The sequence below is a fragment of the Burkholderia sp. BCC1996 genome, assembly GCF_905339955.1.
In the GTDB taxonomy this organism is placed as follows: Bacteria; Pseudomonadota; Gammaproteobacteria; order Burkholderiales; family Burkholderiaceae; genus Burkholderia.
Genome location: NZ_CAJPHM010000033.1, coordinates 22,854 through 45,622, shown reverse-complemented (window position 1 = coordinate 45,622; position 22,769 = coordinate 22,854). Strand labels below are relative to the sequence as shown.

General features: G+C 70.0%; 17 protein-coding genes and 1 riboswitch. Of the genes, 8 read left to right on the top strand and 9 right to left on the bottom strand.

Going from position 1 to position 22,769, the window contains the following annotated elements:
- The first annotated feature begins 53 nt into the window (after window positions 1-53).
- The 4 genes from recC to arfB are packed head-to-tail and all read left to right on the top strand — an operon-like array spanning window position 54 to window position 9,797.
- Window positions 54-3,392 (top strand): exodeoxyribonuclease V subunit gamma, encoded by a 3,339-nt coding sequence (gene recC / locus U4Z64_RS32620; protein ID WP_321822137.1) that lies wholly within the window; start codon window positions 54-56, stop codon window positions 3,390-3,392.
- On the top strand, window positions 3,389-7,093 hold the full coding sequence (gene recB, locus U4Z64_RS32615; RefSeq protein ID WP_321822136.1) for an exodeoxyribonuclease V subunit beta: 3,705 nt from the start codon (window positions 3,389-3,391) through the stop codon (window positions 7,091-7,093). Before recC ends, recB begins: the two co-directional genes overlap by 4 nt.
- Window positions 7,090-9,396 (top strand): AAA family ATPase, encoded by a 2,307-nt coding sequence (locus tag U4Z64_RS32610; protein WP_321822135.1) that lies wholly within the window; start codon window positions 7,090-7,092, stop codon window positions 9,394-9,396. The genes recB and U4Z64_RS32610 overlap by 4 nt, the downstream gene beginning before the upstream one ends.
- Window positions 9,393-9,797, top strand: coding sequence for an alternative ribosome rescue aminoacyl-tRNA hydrolase ArfB (gene arfB, locus U4Z64_RS32605; RefSeq protein WP_321822134.1), 405 nt, complete (start codon window positions 9,393-9,395; stop codon window positions 9,795-9,797). The genes U4Z64_RS32610 and arfB overlap by 4 nt, the downstream gene beginning before the upstream one ends.
- Before the next feature lie 43 nt (window positions 9,798-9,840).
- Here arfB and U4Z64_RS32600 read toward each other — a convergent pair whose 3' ends face one another.
- The 5 genes from U4Z64_RS32600 to thiC form a co-directional block, all read right to left on the bottom strand.
- A complete protein-coding gene (locus tag U4Z64_RS32600) occupies window positions 9,841-11,121 on the bottom strand; it encodes an EAL domain-containing protein (RefSeq protein WP_321822133.1) in 1,281 nt (426 codons plus the stop codon).
- Between the two features lie 464 nt (window positions 11,122-11,585).
- Window positions 11,586-12,512 carry a DMT family transporter gene (locus U4Z64_RS32595; protein ID WP_321822132.1) on the bottom strand — a complete coding sequence of 309 codons (927 nt, stop codon included), beginning with the start codon at window positions 12,510-12,512 and terminating at the stop codon, window positions 11,586-11,588.
- Between the two features lie 176 nt (window positions 12,513-12,688).
- Window positions 12,689-12,949 carry a hypothetical protein gene (locus U4Z64_RS32590; RefSeq protein WP_321822131.1) on the bottom strand — a complete coding sequence of 87 codons (261 nt, stop codon included), beginning with the start codon at window positions 12,947-12,949 and terminating at the stop codon, window positions 12,689-12,691.
- A 209-nt stretch (window positions 12,950-13,158) separates the two neighbouring features.
- Complete coding sequence (locus U4Z64_RS32585; RefSeq protein ID WP_044848011.1) at window positions 13,159-13,374, bottom strand: glycine zipper 2TM domain-containing protein; 216 nt, start codon at window positions 13,372-13,374, stop codon at window positions 13,159-13,161.
- A gap of 253 nt (window positions 13,375-13,627) precedes the next feature.
- Window positions 13,628-15,559, bottom strand: a complete 1,932-nt coding sequence (gene thiC / locus U4Z64_RS32580) for a phosphomethylpyrimidine synthase ThiC (protein WP_044848010.1) — start codon at window positions 15,557-15,559, stop codon at window positions 13,628-13,630.
- A 124-nt stretch (window positions 15,560-15,683) separates the two neighbouring features.
- Window positions 15,684-15,800, bottom strand: a riboswitch (TPP riboswitch).
- Window positions 15,801-16,070: 270 nt separating this feature from the next.
- On the opposite strand from thiC, the gene U4Z64_RS32575 reads away from it, so the two are divergent.
- From U4Z64_RS32575 to U4Z64_RS32565, 3 genes are all read left to right on the top strand, one after another.
- The gene (locus U4Z64_RS32575; RefSeq protein ID WP_044848009.1) at window positions 16,071-16,337 is read left to right on the top strand and encodes a pentapeptide MXKDX repeat protein; all 267 of its coding nucleotides are present in this window, start codon (window positions 16,071-16,073) and stop codon (window positions 16,335-16,337) included.
- Between the two features lie 99 nt (window positions 16,338-16,436).
- Window positions 16,437-17,069 (top strand): cytochrome b/b6 domain-containing protein, encoded by a 633-nt coding sequence (locus U4Z64_RS32570; RefSeq protein WP_321801342.1) that lies wholly within the window; start codon window positions 16,437-16,439, stop codon window positions 17,067-17,069.
- A 29-nt stretch (window positions 17,070-17,098) separates the two neighbouring features.
- Entirely contained in the window at window positions 17,099-17,887 is a 789-nt protein-coding gene (locus U4Z64_RS32565; RefSeq protein ID WP_124487535.1) for a molybdopterin-dependent oxidoreductase, read from the top strand.
- A gap of 42 nt (window positions 17,888-17,929) precedes the next feature.
- On the opposite strand, the gene U4Z64_RS32560 is transcribed toward U4Z64_RS32565, so the two are convergent.
- On the bottom strand, window positions 17,930-18,211 hold the full coding sequence (locus U4Z64_RS32560; RefSeq protein ID WP_124487536.1) for a helix-turn-helix domain-containing protein: 282 nt from the start codon (window positions 18,209-18,211) through the stop codon (window positions 17,930-17,932).
- Entirely contained in the window at window positions 18,208-18,561 is a 354-nt protein-coding gene (locus U4Z64_RS32555) for a type II toxin-antitoxin system RelE/ParE family toxin (protein WP_044848006.1), read from the bottom strand. Before U4Z64_RS32555 ends, U4Z64_RS32560 begins: the two co-directional genes overlap by 4 nt.
- 503 nt (window positions 18,562-19,064) lie before the next feature.
- Here U4Z64_RS32555 and U4Z64_RS32550 point away from each other — a divergent pair.
- Window positions 19,065-20,264, top strand: a complete 1,200-nt coding sequence (locus tag U4Z64_RS32550; RefSeq protein WP_044848005.1) for an EamA family transporter — start codon at window positions 19,065-19,067, stop codon at window positions 20,262-20,264.
- Between the two features lie 21 nt (window positions 20,265-20,285).
- Here U4Z64_RS32550 and U4Z64_RS32545 read toward each other — a convergent pair whose 3' ends face one another.
- Together U4Z64_RS32545 and U4Z64_RS32540 are read right to left on the bottom strand one after the other, a co-directional pair.
- Window positions 20,286-21,485, bottom strand: coding sequence for an MFS transporter (locus U4Z64_RS32545; RefSeq protein WP_321822130.1), 1,200 nt, complete (start codon window positions 21,483-21,485; stop codon window positions 20,286-20,288).
- Between the two features lie 413 nt (window positions 21,486-21,898).
- Window positions 21,899-22,723: a phosphodiesterase gene (locus tag U4Z64_RS32540; RefSeq protein ID WP_124487539.1), complete on the bottom strand. Its 825-nt coding sequence runs from the start codon at window positions 22,721-22,723 to the stop codon at window positions 21,899-21,901.
- Between the last annotated feature and the right edge of the window lie 46 nt (window positions 22,724-22,769).

Below are 22,769 nucleotides of genomic sequence, written 5' to 3'. Positions count from 1 at the left end.
TTGGTGCTCCCGTTCGCCCGGCCCGTCCGGCGCGAGGCTCCGACACCCGCTTCATGCTCCATCTCTTCTATTCGAACCGTCACGAGACGCTCGCCGACGCGCTGCTCGACGACCTGGCCGCGTTCCCGGCCCGCAACGGCCCGTGGGCGCCGCAGCAGGTCATCGTGCCGAGCGCGGCGCTGCGCCGCCGTCTGGAACTCGACATCGCCGCGCGCCACGGCGTGTGCGCGAACGTCGAGTTCACGTATCTCGCGCAATGGCTGTGGGCGCAGATCGGCCGCGTGCTGACGGTGCCGGCACGCTCGCCGTTCGCACCCGATCGCCTCGTGTGGCGCTGCTACCGGCTGTTCGCACAGGGCGCGGGCGGCGCGCCGTGGCTCGCGTCGCCGCGGCTGGCCGCGTATCTGTCCGCGTCCGACGATGCAATGCGCTACGAGCTCGCGCAGCGCGTCGCGGCCGTGCTCGATCATTACCTGACTTACCGGCCCGAATGGCTGGCCGCGTGGCAGGCCGGCGAATCGGTGCTCGCGGGCGACGCCGCGCCGCGCGGGATCAGCGACGCCGCACGCGACGACGAGCGCTGGCAGGCCGCACTGTGGCGCGCGCTGCTCGCGGAGCTGAGCGACAGCGGCACGCCGCCCGCGCATCGCTTCCTCGTGGAGGCGCGCAACCTCGATCCCGAAACCGTCCCGCGTGCCGACTGGCCGGAATCGGTCAGCGTGTTCGCGCTGCCGACGATGCCGCCGCTGCACGTCGCGCTGCTGCGCGAGCTGTCGCGCTGGATCGACGTGCGCGTCTATGCGCTCAACCCGTGCCGCGAATTCTGGTTCGACATCGTCACCGCCGCGCATGCCGAGGCGCTCGACGCGGCCGGCCGGCTCGACTACCAGGAAGTCGGCCATCCGCTGCTCGCCGAGTGGGGCCGGCAGACGCAGGCGCAGCTGCACATGTTGCACGAACTGACTGAAAGCGCCGCGTCGGGCGATGCGTCACGTTTCGTCGGGAATCCCGCGCCGACCTGGCTTGCGCGCGTACAGAACGCGATCCTCGACCTGCAGCCGGAGGCCGCGCTCGGCGAAGCGCCGGTCGAGCGCGGGATCGAGGTGCACGTGTGCCACAGCCTCGCGCGCCAGCTCGAGGTGCTGCACGACCGCCTGCTCGCGTGGTTCGATGCGGACGCGACGCTGCAGCCGTCCGACGTGCTGGTGGCGGTCGCCGATCTAGCCGCGGCCGGGCCGCTGATCGATGCCGTGTTCGGCACGGCGGGCGCCGGCGGCGCGCGCGTGCCTTACCGGATCACCGGCCTGCCGCCATCGCAGGCGAACCCGGTCGCGCGCGTGCTGCTCGAATGGCTCGCGCTGCCGGAACGGCAGGTCGGCGCGCCGGAGCTGGTCGAATGGCTGCGCGTCGACGCGGTGGCGGCCCGTTACGGCATCGACGCGGCCGCGCTCGAGACGGTGCAGACCTGGCTCGCGGCCGCCGGCGCGCGGCGCGGGCTGTCGCCGACGGCGAGCGACGATGCGGCGGTGCCTGCGCCGCGCCATACGTTTTCCGATGCGCTCGCGCGGCTGTTCCTCGGCTATGCGATGCCCGAAGGCGCGGCACCGGTCGGCGCGTGGCTGCCGATCGAGGCGGCCACCGGCAGCGAGGCCGAACTGCTCGGCCGGCTCGCGCGCTTCACGGACGATCTCGACGGCTTCTCGCGACGGCTTGCCGACGCACACACGCCGCGCGCATGGAGCGAACTGTTCGCCGACACGCTCGCACGGTTCTTCGACTCAGGCGCCGCGTATGCCGATGCGCTCTCGGGCGTGCGCGACGCGCTCGACGCGATGCTCGCCGCGATGACGGAAGGCGCGCCCGACGAGGCGTTGCCCGCGGCCGTCGTGCGCGCGGGGCTGGCCGCCGCGCTCGACGATCCGGCGCGCGGCGGGGTGCCGTGGGGCGGCGTCACGTTCTCGTCGCTGACGAGCTTGCGCGGGCTGCCGTACCGCGTCGTGTGCCTGCTCGGGATGGACGACGGCGTGCTGCCGAGCCTCGCCCGCGCGGACGAGTTCGACCTGATGGCCGTGTTGCCGAAGCTCGGCGACCGGCAGCGCCGCGACGACGAGCGCAACCTGTTCCTCGACCTGCTGCTCGCCGCGCGCGACCGGCTGCTGATTGCCTATACGGGGCGCAGCATTCGCGACAACGCGCCGTTGCCGCCCGCGGCGCTCGTCGACGAACTGCTCGACCATCTCGCGCTCGTCACGGCCGGCGAGGACGCCGCGCCGGACGCGGTCGATGCCGCGCGGCGCGCGTTCATCGTCGAACATCCGCTGCAACCGTTCGCGGCCGAGTATTTCCGGCCCGGCAGCGAACTGGCTTCGTACGACGCCGAGCGCGCGACACTCGCGTCGCTGCTGGCAGCCGAAGCCGCGCGCGACGCGACGCGCGAGCAGCCGTTTTTCGCGCAGCCGCTGCCGGCCGAGCCGGTCGAGCCCGTCGCGTTCAGCGAATTCGAACGTTTCTGGCGGCATCCGGCCCGCGCGCTGCTGCGTGCGCGGCTCGGCATCGTGCTGTCCGACGCGCAGGCCGAACTGCTCGATACCGAACCGTTCGCGCTCGACTTCGCGGGCAGCGACGCGCTCGCCGAGCGCGTGCTGCCGCTTTTGATCGAATCGGACGAAGGCGGCGTGCACGATCATGCGCTGCGCATCGCGGACGCCAGCCCGGAACTGCCGGGCGGCGCGACGGGCGCGGTGTGGCGCGACCAGGCGCTCGGCTCGATGACGCAGCTCGCGTCGAACGTGCGGCGTGCGCTGGCCGACGGCATGGAACGGCGGCCGTTCACGCTCGCGATCGCGCCCGCGTGGCCCGACACCGACCACGCGCTGTTCGGCGCCGACGACGCGATGCTGTCTGGCGATGCGGTGAGTGCGCCGCTCGAGCTGCACGGCACGCTGAACCGGCTGACGCCGGCCGGCCAGATCATCTATCGCTATGCACGGCCGAGCGCGCGCGACTACCTGTCCGCGTGGCTCGCGCATCTCGTCTATTGCGCGGTGGAGCCCGAGGGTCCGCGCCGCACGCTATGGTTAGGCAGCGGCGGTGCCTTCGAGCTGACGCCGGTCGCGGCGCCGCTCGAGCGCCTCGCGCCGCTCGCCGCGCTGTTTCGCGCGGGGCGGCGCATGCCGCTGCGCTTCTTCCCGCGCAGCGCATGGGCGTGCGTGTCCGACGGCGAGGCGAAGGCCGCGAGCGTATGGATCAACGAGCGCGTGGTGAGCGAAGCCGACGATCCGGCCATCGCGATCGCATGGCGCGGCGCGCATCCGTCGCTCGACGAGCCGTTCGGCACGCTCGCGCGGCTCGTGTTCGAGCCGATGCTGGAACACCTGAAGGAGGTCGCATGAGCGCCGCATCCCAGCCGCAGGCGGCGCTCGAACTCGACGTGTTCGCGTGCCCGCTCGACGGCGTCAACCAGATCGAGGCGTCGGCCGGTACCGGCAAGACCTGGAACATTTGCGCGCTTTACGTGCGCCTGTTGCTGGAGAAGGATCTCGGCGCGGACGAAATCCTCGTCGTGACCTTCACGAAGGCGGCGACGGCCGAATTGCACGAGCGGATCCGCGGCCGGCTGGCGCAGCTCGCCCATGCGCTCGATACCGGTGACGACGGCGGCGATCCGTTCGTCGCGCGCCTGCTCGAGACGACGCTCGGCGCAGCCGGCGCGCTCGACCCCGAGACTGCCGCCAAGCGGATCCGGCGTGCGTTGCGCGCATTCGACCAGGCGGCGATCCACACGATCCACGCGTTCTGCCAGCGTGCGCTGCAGGAAGCGCCGTTCGCGGCCGCGATGCCGTTCGCGTTCGACATGCAGGCCGACGATGCGGCGCTGCGCTTCGAGCTTGCGGCCGACTTCTGGCGCACGCGCGTCGAACCGCTGGCCGCACGCTGGCCGGGCTTCGCGACGTGGCTCGTCGATTCGGGCGCGGGCCCGGCCGCGCTCGACGCGCAGCTGGCACGCCGGCTGAAGAAGCCGCTCGCCGCACTGCGCTGGGACGGCGTCGTCGAACCGGACGAATCGGCCGAGGCCGCTGCCGCCGAGTGCTTTGCGGAGGCCGCACGGATGTGGGCCGCCGAGCGCGACGCGATCGATGCGTTGCTGCGCACCGCGCAGCCCGCGCTCAACCAGCGTTCGCACAAGCCCGACGCGCTCGCCGATGCGCTCGCAGCATGGTCCGCGCATTTCGCGCAGGGCAATGCCGCGGCCGCGCTGCCGAAGGCGGCGCTCAAGCTCACGCGCACCGCGCTCGTGAAGGCGACGAAAAAGGGCGGAGCAACGCCCGAGCATGCGTTCTTCGATGTCGCCGATGCGCTCGAAGCGGCGGTGGCCGCGGCCGAGGCCGCGCAGCGCGCGCGCTGGCTCGCGCTGATCGCCGACTGGCTCGACACCGCACCGGGCGCGCTGGCCGAACGCAAGCGCACGCGCCGCGTCGTGTCGTTCGACGACCTGCTCGCGAACCTGTATCACGCGCTGCATGCGCATCCGTGGCTCGCCGAGACGCTGCGCGCGCGCTATCCGGCCGCGCTGATCGACGAATTCCAGGATACCGACCCGCTGCAGTTCGCGATCTTCGACCGGATCTTCGCGCCGGGCGGCCCGCTCTTTCTCGTCGGCGATCCGAAGCAGGCGATCTACAGCTTCCGTGCGGCGGATCTGCACACGTATCTCGCCGCGCGAGCCAGCGCGAGCGCGTGCTACACGCTCGCGGTCAACCAGCGCTCGACGCCGGCGATCGTCGATGCGTGCAACCGCTTCTTCATGTCGAACCCGCGCGCGTTCGTGCTCGACGGGCTCGACTATTACGCGGTGCGAGCCGGCACGCGCGTGCGCGAACCGTTCGTCGACGGCACCGATCCAGGCCCGGCCGGCGATTTCCGGATCTGGGCGCTGCCGGGCGGCGACGGCACGCTGCTCAAGCGCGACGCACAGGCACAGGCCGCGCAGGCGTGCGCGGCCGAGATTGCCCGGCTGATGCGCGGCGCGCGCGAAGGGCATGTGCGGCTCGGGCGTACGCCGCTGTCGCCGGGCGACATCGCGGTGCTGGTACAGACGCACCGGCAGGGCAGCCTCGTGAAGCGCGTGCTCGCGACGTGGGGCATCGGCAGCGTCGAACTCGCGCAGGCGTCGGTGTTTTCGACCGGCGACGCGGAGCAGCTCGAGCGCGTGCTGGCGGCGATCGATGCGCCGGGCGACCTGCGGCGCCTGCGCGCGGCGCTGGCGGCCGACTGGTTCGGCCTCGATGCGGGTGCGCTGTGGCGAATGGAGCAGGGCGACGGCGATGCGTCGCGCGAAGCGGACGACAGTGCGGACGCGATGAGCTGGGTCGAGCGCTTCTCGCGCTATCGGCTGCTGTGGCGCGAACGCGGCTTCGCGGTGATGTGGCGCACGTTCACGCGCGAGTTGCGGATCGCCGAGCGGCTGATGGCCGGCGCGGACGGCGAACGCCGCGTGACCGACATCAACCATCTGGCCGAGCTGACGCAGGCGCGCGCGTCCGCGCAGCCGGGCATCGCGCCGACGCTGCGCTGGCTCGCCGCGCAACGGCTCGACGGCGGCGGCGAGGAAGCCCAGTTGCGTCTCGAATCCGATCGCAACCTCGTGCAGATCGTGACCGTGCACAAGTCGAAGGGCCTCGAATACGCGGTCGTGTTCTGTCCGTTCCTGAACGACGGCGGGCTGCGCGAGCCGCCCGCGTCGGCGCTGCCCGACGCCCGCGAGTATCACGACGACGCGGGCGACGCCGTGCTGCATTACGGGTGCGACGACGAAGCCGCCGAGCATGCCGCGCGCCAGGCGCTGCGCGAACAGGCGGCCGAACGCGCGCGGCTCGTCTACGTGGCGCTCACGCGCGCGGTCTATCGGTGCTATCTCGTCGCCGGGCCTTATCTGTCGTCGCGCTCGACCCGCGAGGCGCGGCGCAGCGTGCTGAACTGGCTCGTGGCCGGCGCCGGCCAGTCGTTCGACGCGTGGCTCGACGAGCCGCCCGACGAAGCGGCGCTCGACGCGGCGTGGCAAGCACTCGCGAGCGGGCCCGTGAGCGTCGCACCGTTGCCGGTGCCGGCGCGCCGCGAGCGGCTCGCGGCCGGGCACGATGCATCGCAGACGCTCGCGGCACGTCATGCGACGCGCGTGTTGCGCGACGCGTGGCGGATGGCGAGCTTCAGTTCGCTGACCGCGTCGATGGCACGCGAGGAAGCAGGCGTCGCGCTCGTGCCGGACGACGAGCTGCGGCCCGATCACGATGCGCTTGCCGCCGTGGTGCCGGACGGCGCGTTCGTCGTGGCCGACACGGCGGCGGTCGAGCCGCCGGACGACGACATCCTCGTGTTTCCGCGCGGTGCGGCAGCGGGCGAATGCCTGCACCGCCTGTTCGAACTCAGCCGGTTCACCGAGCCCGATTCGTGGCACCGGGCGGCGCTCGGCGCGCTGCACGACCGGCCGGTCGAGGCCGAGCCCGAACTCGCGACGCGCCTGCCGGCGATGATGGCGCGGCTCGTCGGCGATGTCGTGCGCACGGAGCTCGTGCCGGGCATGCGGCTTGCGGATCTCGATCCCGCCAGGCGGCTCGACGAAATGGGTTTCCTGTTTCCGGCGCCGTCGCTCGAGCTGGGCGCGCTGCGCCGGTTGCTGGTCGCGCACGGCTATCCGGACGTTGCGCTGGACGCGGGCATGCTCGCCGGTTTCATCAAGGGTTTCATCGACATGATCGTCGAACACGACGGCCGCTTCTGGATCGTCGACTGGAAGTCGAACCACCTCGGCAATACGCCGGATGACTATGGTCCGCGCGCGCTCGACGTCGCGATGGCCGATCACGCGTATCACCTGCAGGCACTGCTCTATACGGTCGCGCTGCATCGCTATCTGCGCGGGCGGCTGCCCGACTATGACTACGACACGCACATGGCGGGCTACCTGTACCTGTTCGTGCGCGGCGTGCGGCCCGGCTGGCGCAGCGGCGGCGAACCGGCCGGCGTGCATGCGCGGCGGCCCGCGCGCGAACTCGTCGACGCGCTCGACCGGATGATGGAAGGGGGCCGCGCATGAACGTCACCGACGATACGCTCGAATTCACCGGTGGCCTCGTCGCGCGCCTGCCCGAGCCCGCGGATTTCGGCATCGCGCTCGCGGAAGGGTTCGCGCGGCGCATCGGCGACCTGTCGCGCCGCGCGGGTGCGCCGGCCGCGGCCGCGCGCTGGGCGGCGCGCGCCGCGTTCGCGACGAGCCGGGCGACCGCGGGCGGTCACGTATGCGTGTCGCTCGGCGCGCTCGCGCAACGCTACGAGGAACCGGTCGACGACGTGCGCGCGGCGCTTGCCGCGAGCGGCGTGGTGGCGTTCGGCACGCTCGCGCGCGGCGACGAGCGGCCGCTGATCGTCGACCGGCTCGACCATCTGTATCTGTCGCGCTATTTCGACTACGAACGTCGGCTCGCCGATGCGCTCGTCGCGCAGGCCGGCGTCGCCGCGCCGGGCGACGCGCTGTCGCCGGACCGGTTGCGCGACAGTCTCGCGCGTTACTTCGGGCCCGCGACGGGCGACGTGGACTGGCAGCGCGTCGCGGCGATCGTTGCGCTGACGGGACGCGTGACGATCGTCAGCGGCGGCCCCGGCACCGGCAAGACGACGACCGTCGTCGGCGTGCTGGCGTGCCTGCTCGACGCGCATCCGGGCTTGCGCATCGCGCTGGCGGCACCGACCGGCAAGGCCGCGCAGCGGATGCAGGAAGCGCTGCACGCGCGGGCGGGCGACCTGCCGCCGGAACTTGCCGCGCGCCTGCCGGACACGTCGTACACGCTGCACCGCCTGCTGGGTGGCGGCGGCGCGGCGGGCTTCCGCCATCATCGCGACAATCCGTTGCCGTACGACCTGATCGTGGTCGACGAGGCGTCGATGATCGACGTCGCGCTCGCTGCGCATCTGCTCGATGCGCTCGCGCCCGGCGCTCGGCTCGTGTTGCTCGGCGACAAGGACCAGCTTGCCGCGGTCGAGGCCGGCGCCGTGTTCGCCGAACTCAGCGCCCGGCCGACGTTTACCGCCACGGCGCGCGCGTGCATCGCGGACGCGCTCGGGATCGACGAAGCGGCTTTCGTCGCGGCGTTGCCGGTGCCGGACGGCGAGGCGGCGGGGGCGGCCGGGGCGGTTGCCGCGCCAATTCCGGCGCCAGCATCCGTTCCGTTACCGGCTGCTCCCGCGCGCAAGGCGTCGGCGCGGCGGAACGTGGATACGCGCCAGGCGTCGCTGTTCGACGACGAGCCGCAGGCTGAAGCGGTTTCGCCTGCCGATGCCGCGCCACCCGCGGCTTCGTTGCCGCCTGCGGCGCTTGCACCGACCGACACCGATCGCACCTCGGCGGCCACCGATCCTGCATGGATCGAGGCCGGCGAACTCGCGTGGCTCGACGCGGTCGAGCTCACGCCGTTCGATCCGGCCGCTGCGGGCGATTCGGCATGGGCGTCGACCGTTGCAACCCGCGCCGCCGACGGCGTTGCCGCCGCGTCCCCCGCACCCGCACCACTCGCGGACTGCGTCGTGTGGCTCGAACGCAATTACCGCTTCGGTCTCGATTCGGCGATCGGCCGCCTGTCGCTCGCGATCCGTCGCGGCGACGTGCAGGGCGCGCTCGACGCGTTGCCGACGGACGATGCCGCGGCCGCGTCGTTTCATGACGATGCGGGCGACACGCTTGCGGCGTCGACCGTCGAGCGGCTCGCGCGCCGGTTCGGCGCCTACCTCGATGCGTTGCGCGCCGCGTTGTCCGCGCCGGTGCCCGACCCGTTGCCGTTGTTCGATGCGCTCAACCGCTTCCGGATCCTGTGCGCGACGCGCACGGGCTCGCGCGGCGCCGAGCACGTCAATGCGCTGGTGGCCACGCATGTGCGGCATGCCGCGCGCGTGCCGCTCGCGGTCGGCGCACACTGGTTCACCGGGCGGCCGATCATGGTGACGCGCAACGACTATGCGCTCGGGCTGTTCAACGGTGACATCGGCATCGCGCTGCCGGACGCGCACGGCGTGCTGCGCGTGTGGTTCCGCCGCGCGGACGGCTCCGCGCGCGCCGTGTCGCCTGCAGCGCTGCCGCCGCACGAAACGGCGTTCGCGCTGACCGTCCACAAGTCGCAAGGCTCCGAATTCGACGAGGCCGCGCTCGTGCTGCCGGCGTCGTTCAGCCGCGTGCTCACGCGCGAACTCGTCTATACGGCCGTCACGCGCGCGCGTACGCGCGTGCAGGTGATCGGCCCGCGGCGTGTGCTGGCGCAGGCGGTCGCGACGCGCACGCAACGCGATTCGGGCCTCGCGGCCCGCGTCGACGAGGCACTCGCGCGGCGCCGCAAGGAGACGACGCGATGATGATCCGCTACACGCTCGATCCGACCGAAGTCGAATGGACCGCCGTGCGCGCGCAGGGCGCGGGCGGCCAGAACGTCAACAAGGTATCGAGCGCGATTCACCTGCGCTTCGACATCCGCGCGTCGTCGCTGCCGCCCGTCATCAAGGAGCGGCTGCTCGCGCTGTCCGACCAGCGCATCACGCGCGACGGCATCGTCGTGATCAAGTCGCAGGAATACCGCACCCAGGAGAAAAACCGCGAGGCAGCGCTCGCGCGGCTCGATGCGTTGATCGGCAGCGTCGCGTTCACGCCGCGCGCGCGTGTGGCGACACGGCCGACGCGCGCATCGAAGGAGCGGCGGCTCGAACACAAGTCGCGCCGCAGCGTGGTGAAATCCGGAAGAGGGAAGGTGATCGACTGACGGAAGATCGACCCGGCCGGCATGGCGGGCGCCGCCGCGCCCGTCAGCGCATCACGGTGCCCGCGCTGTCGAGCACGAAGTCGACGCAGAACACGACGAGGCGGCTTTGCGCACGAATCGCGACAGCCGCCGTGTAGCAGTCGCGGCCTTCGGTCAGCGAGAAGTGCGGGCCCATCAGCGCGACGCGCCCCGGCGCCGCGATCGCGCGCTGGAAGTACGGGCGCCGCGACCAGTTGCTGTGCGTCTCCGGGAACAGCGGTGCGAGCCGCGTGCCGCTCGCCTGGCCATCCTCGGGGCGCGCGCCGATCGACGGCAGGAACTGTTCGCCGATCTCGTCCGTGACGAACACGCGGCGCGCGGCCGGCACCGCGAATACGCGCTGCGCGGCGTCCTGCAGGTTGCCGCTCACGGAAAAGGCAGCCGCGCCAGTGAGCACGAGCCGCTCGATCGCATCGAAGCCCGGTTGCTCGGCGATCGCCGGCGTATGCCGGCGCGCGATGAAGCGTTGCCACGCGGCGTCGAGCATCGCGGGCGCCGCGGCGCTCGCGTGCGCGATCGACGCATCGGGCTGGCCGAACTGGAAGCCCTGGACGAAATCGATATCGGCTTCCATCAGCGTCTGCAGCGCGTCGTCGCTTTCGACACCCTCCGCGAGCACCATCGCGCCGGCCTGGTGGAGCATCGATACCAGGTGATGCATGATGCGGCGATCGTCGGCCGACGCGTTCGCGCGCTCGACGAGCGAGCGATCGAGCTTGACGATATCGGGTCGCGCGCGCCACACGCGGTCGAAATTCGAGAATCCGGTGCCGAAATCGTCGATCGCGATCAGGAAGTCGCGATGCTGGATCATGTCGATCGTGCGGGCGAGCGCGGCTTCGTCGCGCGACGGCTGCTCGACGACTTCCAGCACGATGCGGTTCGGCGGCAGCGCGAAATGACGGCACAGCGCCTCGACGAATTCGCGCTGCACGAGGCCCGAATCGAGCACGCGTGGCGTCACGTTCAGGAACAGCCAGCCGTCGCCGATGCCCTGCGCGACGAAGTTGGCCGTATGCAGGCAGCGGGCGAGCCGGTCGAGCAGCAGCGCGTCGGCAGCGGCGCGCGTCTTGTCGAACAGCGCGACAGGCGAAGCCAGCGTACCGTTCTCGTCCACGACGCGCAGCAGCGCTTCATAGCCGACCACGCGCTTGTGCGTGATCGACAGCACGGGTTGGAACACGCTGCGCAGCGTCGTGTCGCGATACGTGGCGATCCAGCCGCTGGGCGTCGGTGTCAGGCGTTCGAGCAGGGAATCGAGCGAGATGTCGCGGGCGGCCTTCATGTCAACGACGCCCTGGGGCGATCGGGGGACGGTATCGTGCGCGCCACGCAGAAGCCGTCGCACGCGCAGGTGGACGCGAAAGAACGTGGTGCATCGTGACCGCCTTCTGCGGATGAGTGTTACGAGTGTAACGGGAATGGCGCGGCGCGCGTATCAGGGTAACTCCAGACGCAAACGCTACACCGTCGCCTGGACGGGGTTGTCCGCCCGCAAGCTCGACACGCAAGGGCCGCCGGTCGTGCACGCGGCGACAGCGCCGCGTATGCCGCGTGCATTGCGTGCGAAGAAGGCCGGCGGGTCAGGAAAACGGAAAAACGGGCAAGCCATGCGGCTGCATCGGCATCAGGTGAAAACGACCTGCGCCGTCGCGCACCGGTCCATGCGCGGCGCTCGACGAACGGTGGCCGCCGCCTCGCGGGAAACCGGCAACCGGCAACCGGCAGGCGCGGGGCCCAGCGCGTCGCTCAGGTCGCTTCGCCGCCGCGCGGGCCCAATCCGGGAATCCGCTTGATCACGCCGGTCGCAAGCGCGGTGCCGACGAGCACGATCGCGCAGCCTTCGATCATCACGACCGACACGTGTTCGCCGAGGAACAGCGCGCCCCACAGCAGGCCGAACACCGGGATCACGAACGTCACCGTAATCGCGCGCGCCGGGCCGACATGCGCGATCAGATAGAAGAAGATGAAATACGCGATGCCCGTGCAGGCGATGCCGAGCGCGAGCACGGCGCCCCACGCATGCGCGCTGACGGCAGCCGCGGGCCAGGTCGCGATCGCGAACGGCAGCAGCAGCACGGTCGAGCCGATCATGCTGCCGGTCGCGTTGACGAGCGGGTCGACGCCGCTGAGCGTGCGCTTCGTGTAGTTGGCCGCGATGCCGTACAGCAGCGTCGCGCCGAGCGCGGCGGCGGCAGCCAGCGCGGTGGCGCTGGCGCCGGTGCTGCCGCTTGCGTTGGCGACCTGGTCCCACACGAGCGTGAGCACGCCGGCAAAGCCGATCACGAGGCCGAGCGCGCGCGGCAGCGACAGCTTGTCCTTCAGCCAGAGGTAGGCGACGAGCGCGCCCCACAGCGGCGTCGTCGCGTTGATCACCGACGTCACGCCGGCCGACAGCGTCAGTTCGGCGAATGCGAACAGGCAGAACGGGATGCCCGAGTTCAGCGCGCCGACGACGAACAACGGCCGTGCGCGACGGCGCAGCTGCGCGCCGAGCTCGGCGGGCTTGAAGCGCGTCAGCGCGAAGCCGGTGAGAAACAGCGCGCCGATACCCACGCGCAGCGCCATCAGCGGCGCGACACCGAAGTCGGCGACGCCGACCCGGATGAACAGGAACGACGCGCCCCACAAGGCGGCGAGGACGGTCAGCAGAAATGCGTTCTTGGGTGACATCGAGCGTGGCGGGCGACGGGACGGGATGCAAAGGATCTTACACCGCGTTACCGCGCCGTCGTTTCACGATCGGATGAAACGGCAAGAAACGGCCAGAAACGGGAATGTCGCCGGTCGCCGGTCGCCGGCTCGGGGCGACCGGCCGCGCGAGACCGGCTGCGCATGGAGCGGCGCGCTCAGTGATGGTGGTGCCAGCCGCCGCGTCCGCCGAAGCCGAAATTGAGCGACAGCGCGGGTCCCCAATAACCGCCCCATGCCGGCGCATACGCAGGCGCCGGGTAGTAGTAGGCGGGGCCCGGATCGACGTACACGGGCGCCGGCTGTGCCGGTGCGGCCGCGTAATAGCCGCCGGGATAATAGCCGTACGGGTAGTAGCAGCCGGCGAGCGTCGTGCACGCGAGCGCCGCGGCGGCGAGTGCGACGAGGGTCCTGTTCATGATGTCTCTCCGGCGGAGCCGGCAATCGGCAGATGCTTAAGCTTAGGCCGCGCGGCGATGACAAGATGCGCAAAACGGTAACGGATCATTTCCGTGCCGCTGCGTCGTGTTGCGGCGCCGCATACGAAAAACGGCGCTTCCGCCGCGCGGAAACGCCGTCAGGCCGGAGCTTGCCGCGCGTCGCGCGGCAGCCGGGTAAGCCGGTCGGCTTATTTGCCGACCTGGTTGCCGATGATGCCGCCGGCGGCTGCGCCGCCCAGCGTCGACAATGCGTTGCCGCCGATCGCCGCGCCCGCGACGCCGCCGACACCCGCACCGATTGCCGTATCGCGCTGGCGCCGCGTCATCGAATCGCAGGCCGACAGGCTGGCCACCGTCGTGACGAGCAGCGCGCATACCCCAAAACGCCGAATCGAAGCATTCATGATGGTTGTCCTCGCGATAGTGAACGGAAGGTCGCACGAGCGCATCGCGGCCGCGCATGAAACCAATCTACCTGCCGTCCCAACGGGCTGCTGTAAGGACTTGTTAAGGCTCGGGCGGTTTCGTAATCAATTGTTTCCCTTGCGCCGGCAGGCACGACGCATGCGCGGGCACGCAAAAAAGCCCGCTCGAAAGCGGGCCTGGTGCAGTGCGCCACGCTGCGGTCCGTGCGGACCGCCGCGTTCGCTGGCCGGCTTACTGACGGTGATAGATCTCGGCGCCGGTCTTCACGAACTCGACCGCCTTGACTTCCATCCCCTTCTTCAGCGCTTCGCTTTCCGATACGCCCTGTTGCGCCGCGAACTCGCGCACGTCCTGCGTGATCTTCATCGAGCAGAAGTGCGGGCCGCACATCGAGCAGAAGTGCGCGACCTTCGCGGAATCCTTCGGCAGCGTCTCGTCGTGGAATTCGCGCGCCTTGTCCGGGTCGAGGCCGATGTTGAACTGGTCTTCCCAGCGGAACTCGAAGCGCGCCTTCGACAGCGCGTTGTCGCGGACCTGCGCGCCGGGGTGACCCTTGGCGAGGTCGGCCGCGTGCGCGGCGAGCTTGTACGTGATGATCCCTTCCTTCACGTCGTCCTTGTTCGGCAGCCCGAGGTGTTCCTTCGGCGTCACGTAGCACAGCATCGCGGTGCCGAACCAGCCGATCATCGCGGCGCCGATGCCCGACGTGATGTGGTCGTAGCCCGGCGCGATGTCGGTGGTGAGCGGCCCGAGCGTGTAGAACGGCGCTTCCTTGCACCAGTCGAGCTGGAGATCCATGTTCTCCTTGATCAGCTGCATCGGCACGTGGCCGGGGCCTTCGATCATCACCTGCACGTCGTGCTTCCACGCGATCTGCGTGAGCTCGCCGAGCGTCTTCAGCTCGCCGAGCTGCGCTTCGTCGTTCGCGTCGTAGATCGAGCCGGGGCGCAGGCCGTCGCCGAGCGAGAAGCTCACGTCGTACGCCTTCATGATCTCGCAGATCTCTTCGAAGTGTTCGTACAGGAAGCTTTCCTTGTGATGCGCGAGGCACCACTTCGCCATGATCGAGCCGCCGCGCGACACGATGCCCGTCATCCGGTTCGCGGTGAGCGGCACGTATTGCAGGCGCACGCCCGCGTGGATCGTGAAGTAGTCGACACCTTGCTCGGCCTGCTCGATCAGCGTGTCGCGGAAGATTTCCCAGGTCAGGTCCTCGGCCTTGCCGTTGACCTTCTCGAGCGCCTGGTAGATCGGCACCGTGCCGATCGGCACCGGGCTGTTGCGGATGATCCACTCGCGCGTTTCATGGATGTGCTTGCCGGTCGACAGATCCATCACCGTGTCGCCGCCCCAGCGGATCGCCCACGTCATCTTGTCGACTTCCTCGCCGATCGACGACGTGACGGCCGAGTTGCCGATGTTCGCGTTGATTTTCACGAGGAAGTTGCGGCCGATGATCATCGGCTCGGATTCCGGGTGGTTGATGTTCGCGGGGATGATCGCGCGGCCGCGCGCGACTTCGTCGCGCACGAACTCGGGGGTGATCTCGGCCAGCGCGTTCGCGCCGAAGGCCGCGGCGCCGAACGCCTGGCCCGGATGCTGGCGGCCCATCATCGCGGCGAGCTTCGCGCCGTTCGGGCCGCTCGACTTCAGGCTCTCGATGTATTCGGCGCGGCGCTGGTTCTCGCGGATCGCGATGTATTCCATTTCCGGCGTGATGATGCCTTGCCGCGCGTAGTGCATCTGCGTGACGTTCTTGCCGGCCTGCGCGCGGCGCGGGTTGCGGTGCAGGCCCGGGAAACGCAGGTCGGCGGTAGCCGGGTCGGCCGCGCGCTCGAGGCCGTACTGGCTCGACAGGCCGTCGAGCACCTCGGTGTCGCCGCGTGCCTCGATCCAGCGCTGGCGCAGCGCGGGCAGGCCCGCGCGGATGTCGATCTTCGCGTCCGGATCGGTGTAGGGGCCCGACGTGTCGTACACGTAGATCGGCGGATTCTTTTCGCCGCCGAAGCCGGTCGGCGTGTCGGCCTGCGTGATTTCACGCATCGGCACGCGGATGTCGGGCTGCGAGCCGGTTACATACACCTTTCGCGAATTGGGCAGCGGCGCGACGGCAGCAGCGTCGACGTGGGCGTCGGCAGACAGAAACTTCGGATTGGCGTTCATGCAATCTCCTGTGTGAGCGCCGGGCAGGCGCTTCGGCGCTTGCCCGGAGCCCTTGACGAATGTGGGGCTCGAGCTAAGCAGGAGACGAGGCTTGGTGAGGCGGCGGATTTCGTCAGAAGGATGGCGGTGAAATCCGTACGCTTCCCTGCGCTGGCATTATCCAGATCAGGTTCAAAGGGTATTTCTCACCCGCAATGCCGGTTGTTTGACCGAACGCATTGCAGGACCCCCGCGTTAGCAGCGCACACGATACACTGGCTTGGCGGCGGTTTCAACCGGGACGGGATCGGCCATCCCGGTGCGGCCGCAGCATGGCGGGCGGTGTGATGGCCCGTCGAAATGACAGCGCGCGTCGCCGCCGCGCGGCCCCACGGCTCGGCCGGCCGCGGCGAAGCGGTGCAACATGGCGCGCCTTCGCGCGACCTCACAAAAAAAATTTCGCAGCGGCTGTCATTTCCCGCGACGTCGTCCGTCTATTCGGCTCCTTAAACCCATGTTTTGGAGAGATGTCATGAAAAACGTACTGATCGCCACCTGTGTCGCTGCTTTCGCCACGCTTGCAACGGGCGCGTATGCGCAGAACGACGCGATGTCGCAAAACGGCTCGTCGATGTCGAAGGACGCGATGGGGCACGACGCGATGGCGAAGGACGGCGCAATGAAGAAGGACGCCATGAAGAAGCATGCGATGAAGAAGGACGCGATGAAGAAAGACGCGATGTCGCACGACGAGATGGGCAAGGCGAAGTCGGACGACAAGATGGCGCCGTCGAACTGACGGAGCCGGGCAGGGCGTGCGGCCGGCGCATGTGCTCGACGACGGCCGCCCGCGTCTCGTTTTGTCTCGACTCGTCGACCCGTTCCGGGAGTCTTCATCATGCAAACCGTTCCCGCCACCGGGCGCGCGGCCGTCACGCCGCCCGCCCGCAAGATTCATCCCCTGTGGGTGCGCGTGAGCCACTGGCTCAACGCGCTCGCGGCGATCCTGATGGCGCTGTCCGGCTGGCGCATCTACGATGCGTCGCCGATCTATCCGCCGTTCGTGTTTCCGCACGGCATCACGCTCGGCGGCTGGCTCGGCGGCGCGCTGCAATGGCATTTCGCGGCGATGTGGCTGCTGGTCGGCAACGGGCTGTTCTACCTGACGATGTCGATCGCGACCGGACGCCTCGCGCGCAAGATGCTGCCGGTCACGCCGGCGTCCGTGTGGCGCGACGTGCGCGCCGCGCTGCGCGGCCGGCTCGCGCACGACGATCTGAGCGTCTACAACGCGGTGCAGCGTGCCGCGTACCTGGTCGCGATCGTCGATCTGATCGTGCTGGTGCTGTCCGGGCTGACGATCTGGAAGTCGGTGCAGTTTCCGCTGCTGCGCGAACTGTTCGGCGGTTACGACAACGCGCGCGTCGTGCATTTCTGGGCGATGTCGCTGCTCGTCGCGTTCTTCTTCGTGCACGTCGCGATGGCGCTGCTGGTGCCGCGCTCGCTGCTCGCGATGCTGCGCGGGCGCTGACCCGTCAACTCCGGGTGAAGGAAATCATCATGTCCGATTCCGAATACAGGCGCGCCGATTCGCGCTGGACGCTCGACCGCAAGTCGCTCGAACTCGACGTGCGCCGCGAGCTGGAGATGCCGTCGCGGCGGCTGTTCAACCGCCGCATCCTGACGCTCGGCGGCCTGACGATGCTGACCGGCTGCACGCTGAAGGACGACGCGTCGGTCAACACGTTCCTCGAGAAGGTGTCGCGCATGAACGACCGCGTGCAGGCGTGGCTCTTCAGCGGCGAGCGGCTCGCGCCGACCTACACCGAGGCCGACATCACGCGGCCGTTCCCGTTCAATGCGTATTACGGCATCGACGACGTGCCGCACGTCGACGCATCGACGTACCGGCTCGTGCTGTCGGGCCGCGTGACGGGCAAGCGCGTGTGGACGCTCGACGAGCTGTATGCGCTGCCGCACGCGGAGCAGATCACGCGGCACATCTGCGTGGAAGGGTGGAGCGCGATCGGCCGCTGGGGCGGCACGCCGTTCGGCGCGTTTCTGGCGCGTGCCGGCGCCGATACGCACGCGAAATACGTCGGCTTCAAATGCGCGGACGACTACTACGAAAGCATCGACATGCCGACCGCGCTGCATCCGCAGACGCTGCTCGCATTCGACTACGACGGCCATCGCCTGCCGCCGGAATTCGGTTTCCCGATGAAGCTGCGGATGCCGACCAAGCTCGGCTACAAGAATCCGAAGCACATCATGGAAATCTTCGTGACCGATACCTTCCCGGGCGGCTACTGGGTCGATCAGGGGTACAACTGGTTCGGCGGATCGTGAAGCGGCGGCGCGCGAACGCGTGCTGCCGTGCGTCGCGGCGTGTCACACGGATTCGCGCACCTGCAGGTCGACGCGCAGGCCGACCGCCGCCGCCATGTTCACGAGCGCGTCGAGCCCGAACAGGTTGATCTTGCCGCGCAGCAGATCGGACACGCGCGGCTGCGTGACGCCCAGCCGTTGCGCGGCCTGCGCCTGGCTGAGCTCGAGCTGCGCGATGCGCTGCTTGAGCGCGATCATCAGCTCGGAGCGCAGCTTCATGTTCTCGGCTTCGGCCGGCCGGCCTTCGAGTGCGTCCCAGACGCTCGCATGACGTTCGTTGCTCATCGTTTCCTCTCCATCATCAGCGCCCGGTAGCGTCGGGCCGCCAGGTCGATATCGGTCTTGCAGGTGCGTGCCGACTGCTTGCGGAAGCAATGCAGCACGTAGATCGCGTCGGCGAAGGTCGCGACGTAGACGATCCGGAACGCACCGCTCGCGTCGCGCAGGCGAATTTCCCGCACGCCCGGGCCGACGGTGCGCATCGGCTTCCAGTCGTCGGGCGCGAGGCCGCGCTGCACCTGGTCGATCTGGTGGCCGGCTTCGCGGCGCGCGAGAAGCGGAAAGCCGCGCAGGTCGTCGAGTGCGGTGCCGACGAACACGACGGGCTTCGGCGGAAGAATGGTGGAATTATACAAAATTTTGTATGGGTGGTGTGCGGGTCGAAAGGGCGAATGTCGGCGGCCGGACGCGCCTGCCGACCGTCACCGATCATCACCATAAGCGCGAAGCGACCGCTGAAGCGCATGACTGGCCATCAGGCCGATGGAGCGATCGCCACGGGCGGGACCGGATGCCGGGCGGCCCGCGCGACGCCCGCGCCGCGGGTATCCGGCCCCCGATCCGGTTGGTCCGGATGCCGAAAAATGTCGCGCCGAAACGTCAGTGGATAAGCTTTCAGACTGGTCTGATGATGCTTTCGAATCCTTGATGCCATAATGCCGAGCGTGCGCAGCCGAAGCGGCTCGCGCCCGCTTTTCGACCCTCTGCCGCCGCTTGCCGGTTCTTATTCGTCGCCGTTCGCACTGCCATGTCGTTCCGCACGTCCGTCTCCGCCTTCCCGGTCCAGTCAGGGCCGTTTGCCGGTCTCTCCGGCGTCTTTCAGCGGAGCACGCGACACGTCGTGCGGGCGGGCTGAACGATGACCCCGCTCGACCGCCTCCTCGATTTCCTCGCCCGCCTGCCGATCCGGATCCGCCTGCCGCAAAGCCGCGGCGGCCGCGTCGCGCTCGCCCTCGTTTTCATCTATTTCGTCTGGGGTTCGACCTACAGCGGCCTGCATTTCGCGCTGCAGTCGTTCCCGCCGCTGCTGCTGTCGGGGCTGCGCAACCTGCTCGGCGGGATCGGCCTGTTCATCTTCGCGCTGCGGCGCAAGCCCGAATGGCCGACGCTGCTCGAAATCCGCAACTCGGCGATCGTCGGCACGATGCTGGTCGCGCTGTCGTCGGGCACGATCGCGCTCGGGATGCGCACGGTCAGCAGCGGCTCGGCCGCTGTGATGGTCGCGACGGTGCCGCTGTTCGCGACCGTGATCGCGGCGGTCGCCGGGCGCGCGGTGACGAAGGGCGAGTGGGCGGCCGTCGCGCTCGGGATGGTCGGCATCGTCGTGCTGAATTCGGGCGGCGCGGCCGCCGCGAACTCGGCGCTCGGCACGATCTGCGTGCTGGCCGGCGCGCTGTTCTGGGCGGGCGGCGCGCATCTCGCGACGCGGCTCAAGCTGCCGTCCGACCTGTTCCTGTCGACGTCGCTGCAGATCGGCCTGGGCGGGTTGATGTCCACGATCGGGGCGTGGCTGATGGGCGAGCGCATCGAGCAGGTCGCGGTCGCGCCGGTGTTCGCGTTCGTGTACCTGATGGTGTTCTGCACGATGGCCGCGTACGTCGCGTACGGCTACCTGATTCGCCACACGAGCCCGATCATCGCGAGCAGCTGCATGTACGTGAACCCGATCGTCGCGGTCGCGCTCGGCGCGCTGATGCTCGGCGAGCCCGTGACGACGGCAACCGTGGTCGCCACCGTCGCGATCCTCGGCAGCGTCGGGCTGTCGTTCCTGTTCGATCCCGCGCGCCGGCCCGCGGCGCGCGCGGCGGCCGATGCTGCGCCGGGCGTGGTGACCGTGGCGACCGCGGCAACCGTCGCCGCCGAATCGACGGCGGATGCGGCGTCAGTACCGGCTCAGGCGGCGATGCCGGAGCCGGCACCGATCCTCGCGCCTTCCGCGGTACCGCTTGCGGTGCCCGCACCGGCCGCCGTCGTGGACCCGGCCGCGGTCATGGATCCCGCGCAGGCATTCACGCCGCCGCCGGCCGTCAATCCGGCCGCGTCGCGGGCCGACGCATGACGCCGGTGCGCGACGCGGCGTTCAGTCGCGACGTGCGCCGCGATGGTGGGACCAGCCGGCGAGTGCGGTAAACAGCAGGCCGGCCGCGCACATGCCGATCCAGCCAAAGGCGTGCCACGCGGCGACGCCGGCCGACGAGCCGAGCGCGCCGCCGATGAAGTAGCACACCATGTACACGGTATTCACGCGGCTGCGCGCCTCGGGCTTCAGCGCGTAGATGCGCGACTGGTTCGAGATCTGCGCGGCCTGCACGCCGACATCCAGCACGATCACGCCGATCACGAGCCCGACTAGGCTCGTCCCCGACAGCGCAAAAATCACGAACGACGCCGCGAGCAGCGCGATCGCGAGCGAGATGATCGCGCGCGGGCCGCGCGTGTCCGCGAAGCGGCCCGCGTACGGTGCAGCCAGCGCACCGGCCGCGCCGACGATCCCGAACAGCCCTGCGGCCTGCGGGCCGAGGTGGAACGGCGCACCGGCGAGCAGCAGCGTGAGCACCGGCCAGAGCGCGCTGAACGCGGCGAACAGCGCGGCGCCCGTCAGCGACGCCTCGCGCAGCCCGCGCAGTTCGACCGCCAGGTGCCACATCGAGCCGAGCAGCTTGCCGTACGGCAGCGTCGACGTCGGCGAGCTGCGCGGCAGCCGCAGCACGATCACCGCGGCCAGCGCGACGAGCGCCGCGACCGACGCGCCGAACACCGCCCGCCACCCGAAATATTCGGCGACGAAGCCGGCCGCCGTGCGCGCCAGCAGGATGCCGAGCAGCAGGCCGCTCATCACGGTGCCGACCGCATGCCCGCGCTCGGCCGGCGGCGCGATCTCGGCCGCGAACGGCACGGCCTGCTGCGCGATCGTCGCGAGCACGCCGATCGCAAGGCTCGCCACGGCCAGCACTGCCAGCGACGGCGCGGCCGCGGCCACGATCAGCGCGATCGACAGGCCCGCGATCTGCATCAGGATCAGCCCGCGGCGATCGAAGCGGTCGCCGAGCGGCGCGAGCAGGAACATCCCGGCTGCATAGCCGAGCTGCGTCGCGGTCGGCACCGCGCCGATCCATGACGCGCCGTCCGGGAAGGCCGAGCGGAAGCTGTCGAGCAGCGGCTGGTTGTAGTAGATGTTCGCGACCGACACGCCCGCGATCGTCGCGAGCAGCAACAGCAGGCTGCGCGAGTAGTGGGGCGAGGCGGCGTCGGTCGGACGGTCGGTGGAGGCGGCGGACATGGCGGCAACGGAACGGAGTTGGGCGGCGTGGCGCGCGGCGCGGCGTCGGTGGCGCAGGCGGCCGGGCGCCGATCGAGCGTGCCGATCATACCGGAGCACCGGGAATCGTGCCGGCGGCGCTGCGGCGCTGCGGCCCAGCAGCCCAGCAGCCCAGCAGCCCAGCAGCCGAGAAGCGCGGAAGCGCGGAAGCGCGGAAGCGCGGAAGCGCGGAAGCGCAGAAGCGCAGAAGCGCAGAAGCGCAGAAGCGCAGAAGCGCAGAAGCGCAGAGGCGCAGAGGCGCAGAGGCGCAGTCGGCTGCGCTGCTGGCGAGATCGCAGCATGGCCGGCGGCGCTCAACCGCAATCAACCGCAATCATTCGACGCGGCCCCGACCGGCCGCAGCCGCTCGTCATGCATCCGCGATTGCGTACGGTTCAATCGACCAGTTCCCCGCTCGGCTCATAGAACGGATACGGCCCGTCGCCTTCGTCCACGTACACGTGATGGGACGTCATCCCCATGTCCGGCGTATGGACGTGCACCGCGAACGCGGGCGGCTCGAGCCGGAACGCGGACGGCGCGTCCGCTCGCAAATCGAACGCGACCTGGTGCGCGGGCGCCGGCACGGCCGATGCGAGCGTGCCGCCGAAGCGCGTGAACATCGTCCGGTGCACGTGGCCGCACAGCACGCGCTCGACGTTCGGATAGCGCCGCAGCAGCGCGTCGAGTTTCGTGGCGGCGGCGGGCGCGAGGCGCAGCGCGTCCATATGTCCGATCCCGGACACGAACGGCGGGTGATGCAGCGCGACGATCACCGGCCGGTCGCGCGCGGCGTCGAGTTGCGCGGTGAGCCACGCGAGCCGCGCATCGCACAGGTCGCCGTGGCTCGTGCCGGGCACCTGCGAATCGAGTGCGAGCACGCGCACCGCGCCGACGTCGAGCGCGTACTGCACGAACTCGCCGTCCTGCAATTCGGGACGATCGGCGAACGCGCGGCGCAACCCCGCACGATCGTCGTGATTGCCGACCATCAGGTAATACGGAATCTCGAGCGGCGCGAGCAGGTCGCGCAGGTGGCGGTATTCGTCGTCGTGGCCGAAGTCGGTCAGGTCGCCGGTAACGAGCACCGCGTCGGGGCGCGGCACCAGCGCGTTCAGCTTCGCGATGCAGCGCGCGAGCGCGGCGGCCGTGTCGACGCGCCGGTACGCGAGCTGGCCCGGACGCTTGATGTGGAGATCGCTGATTTGAGCAAGCAGCATCGTCGTTCCTCGGAATGTGTGGTTATCGTGGTTATGGTGGGGCGGT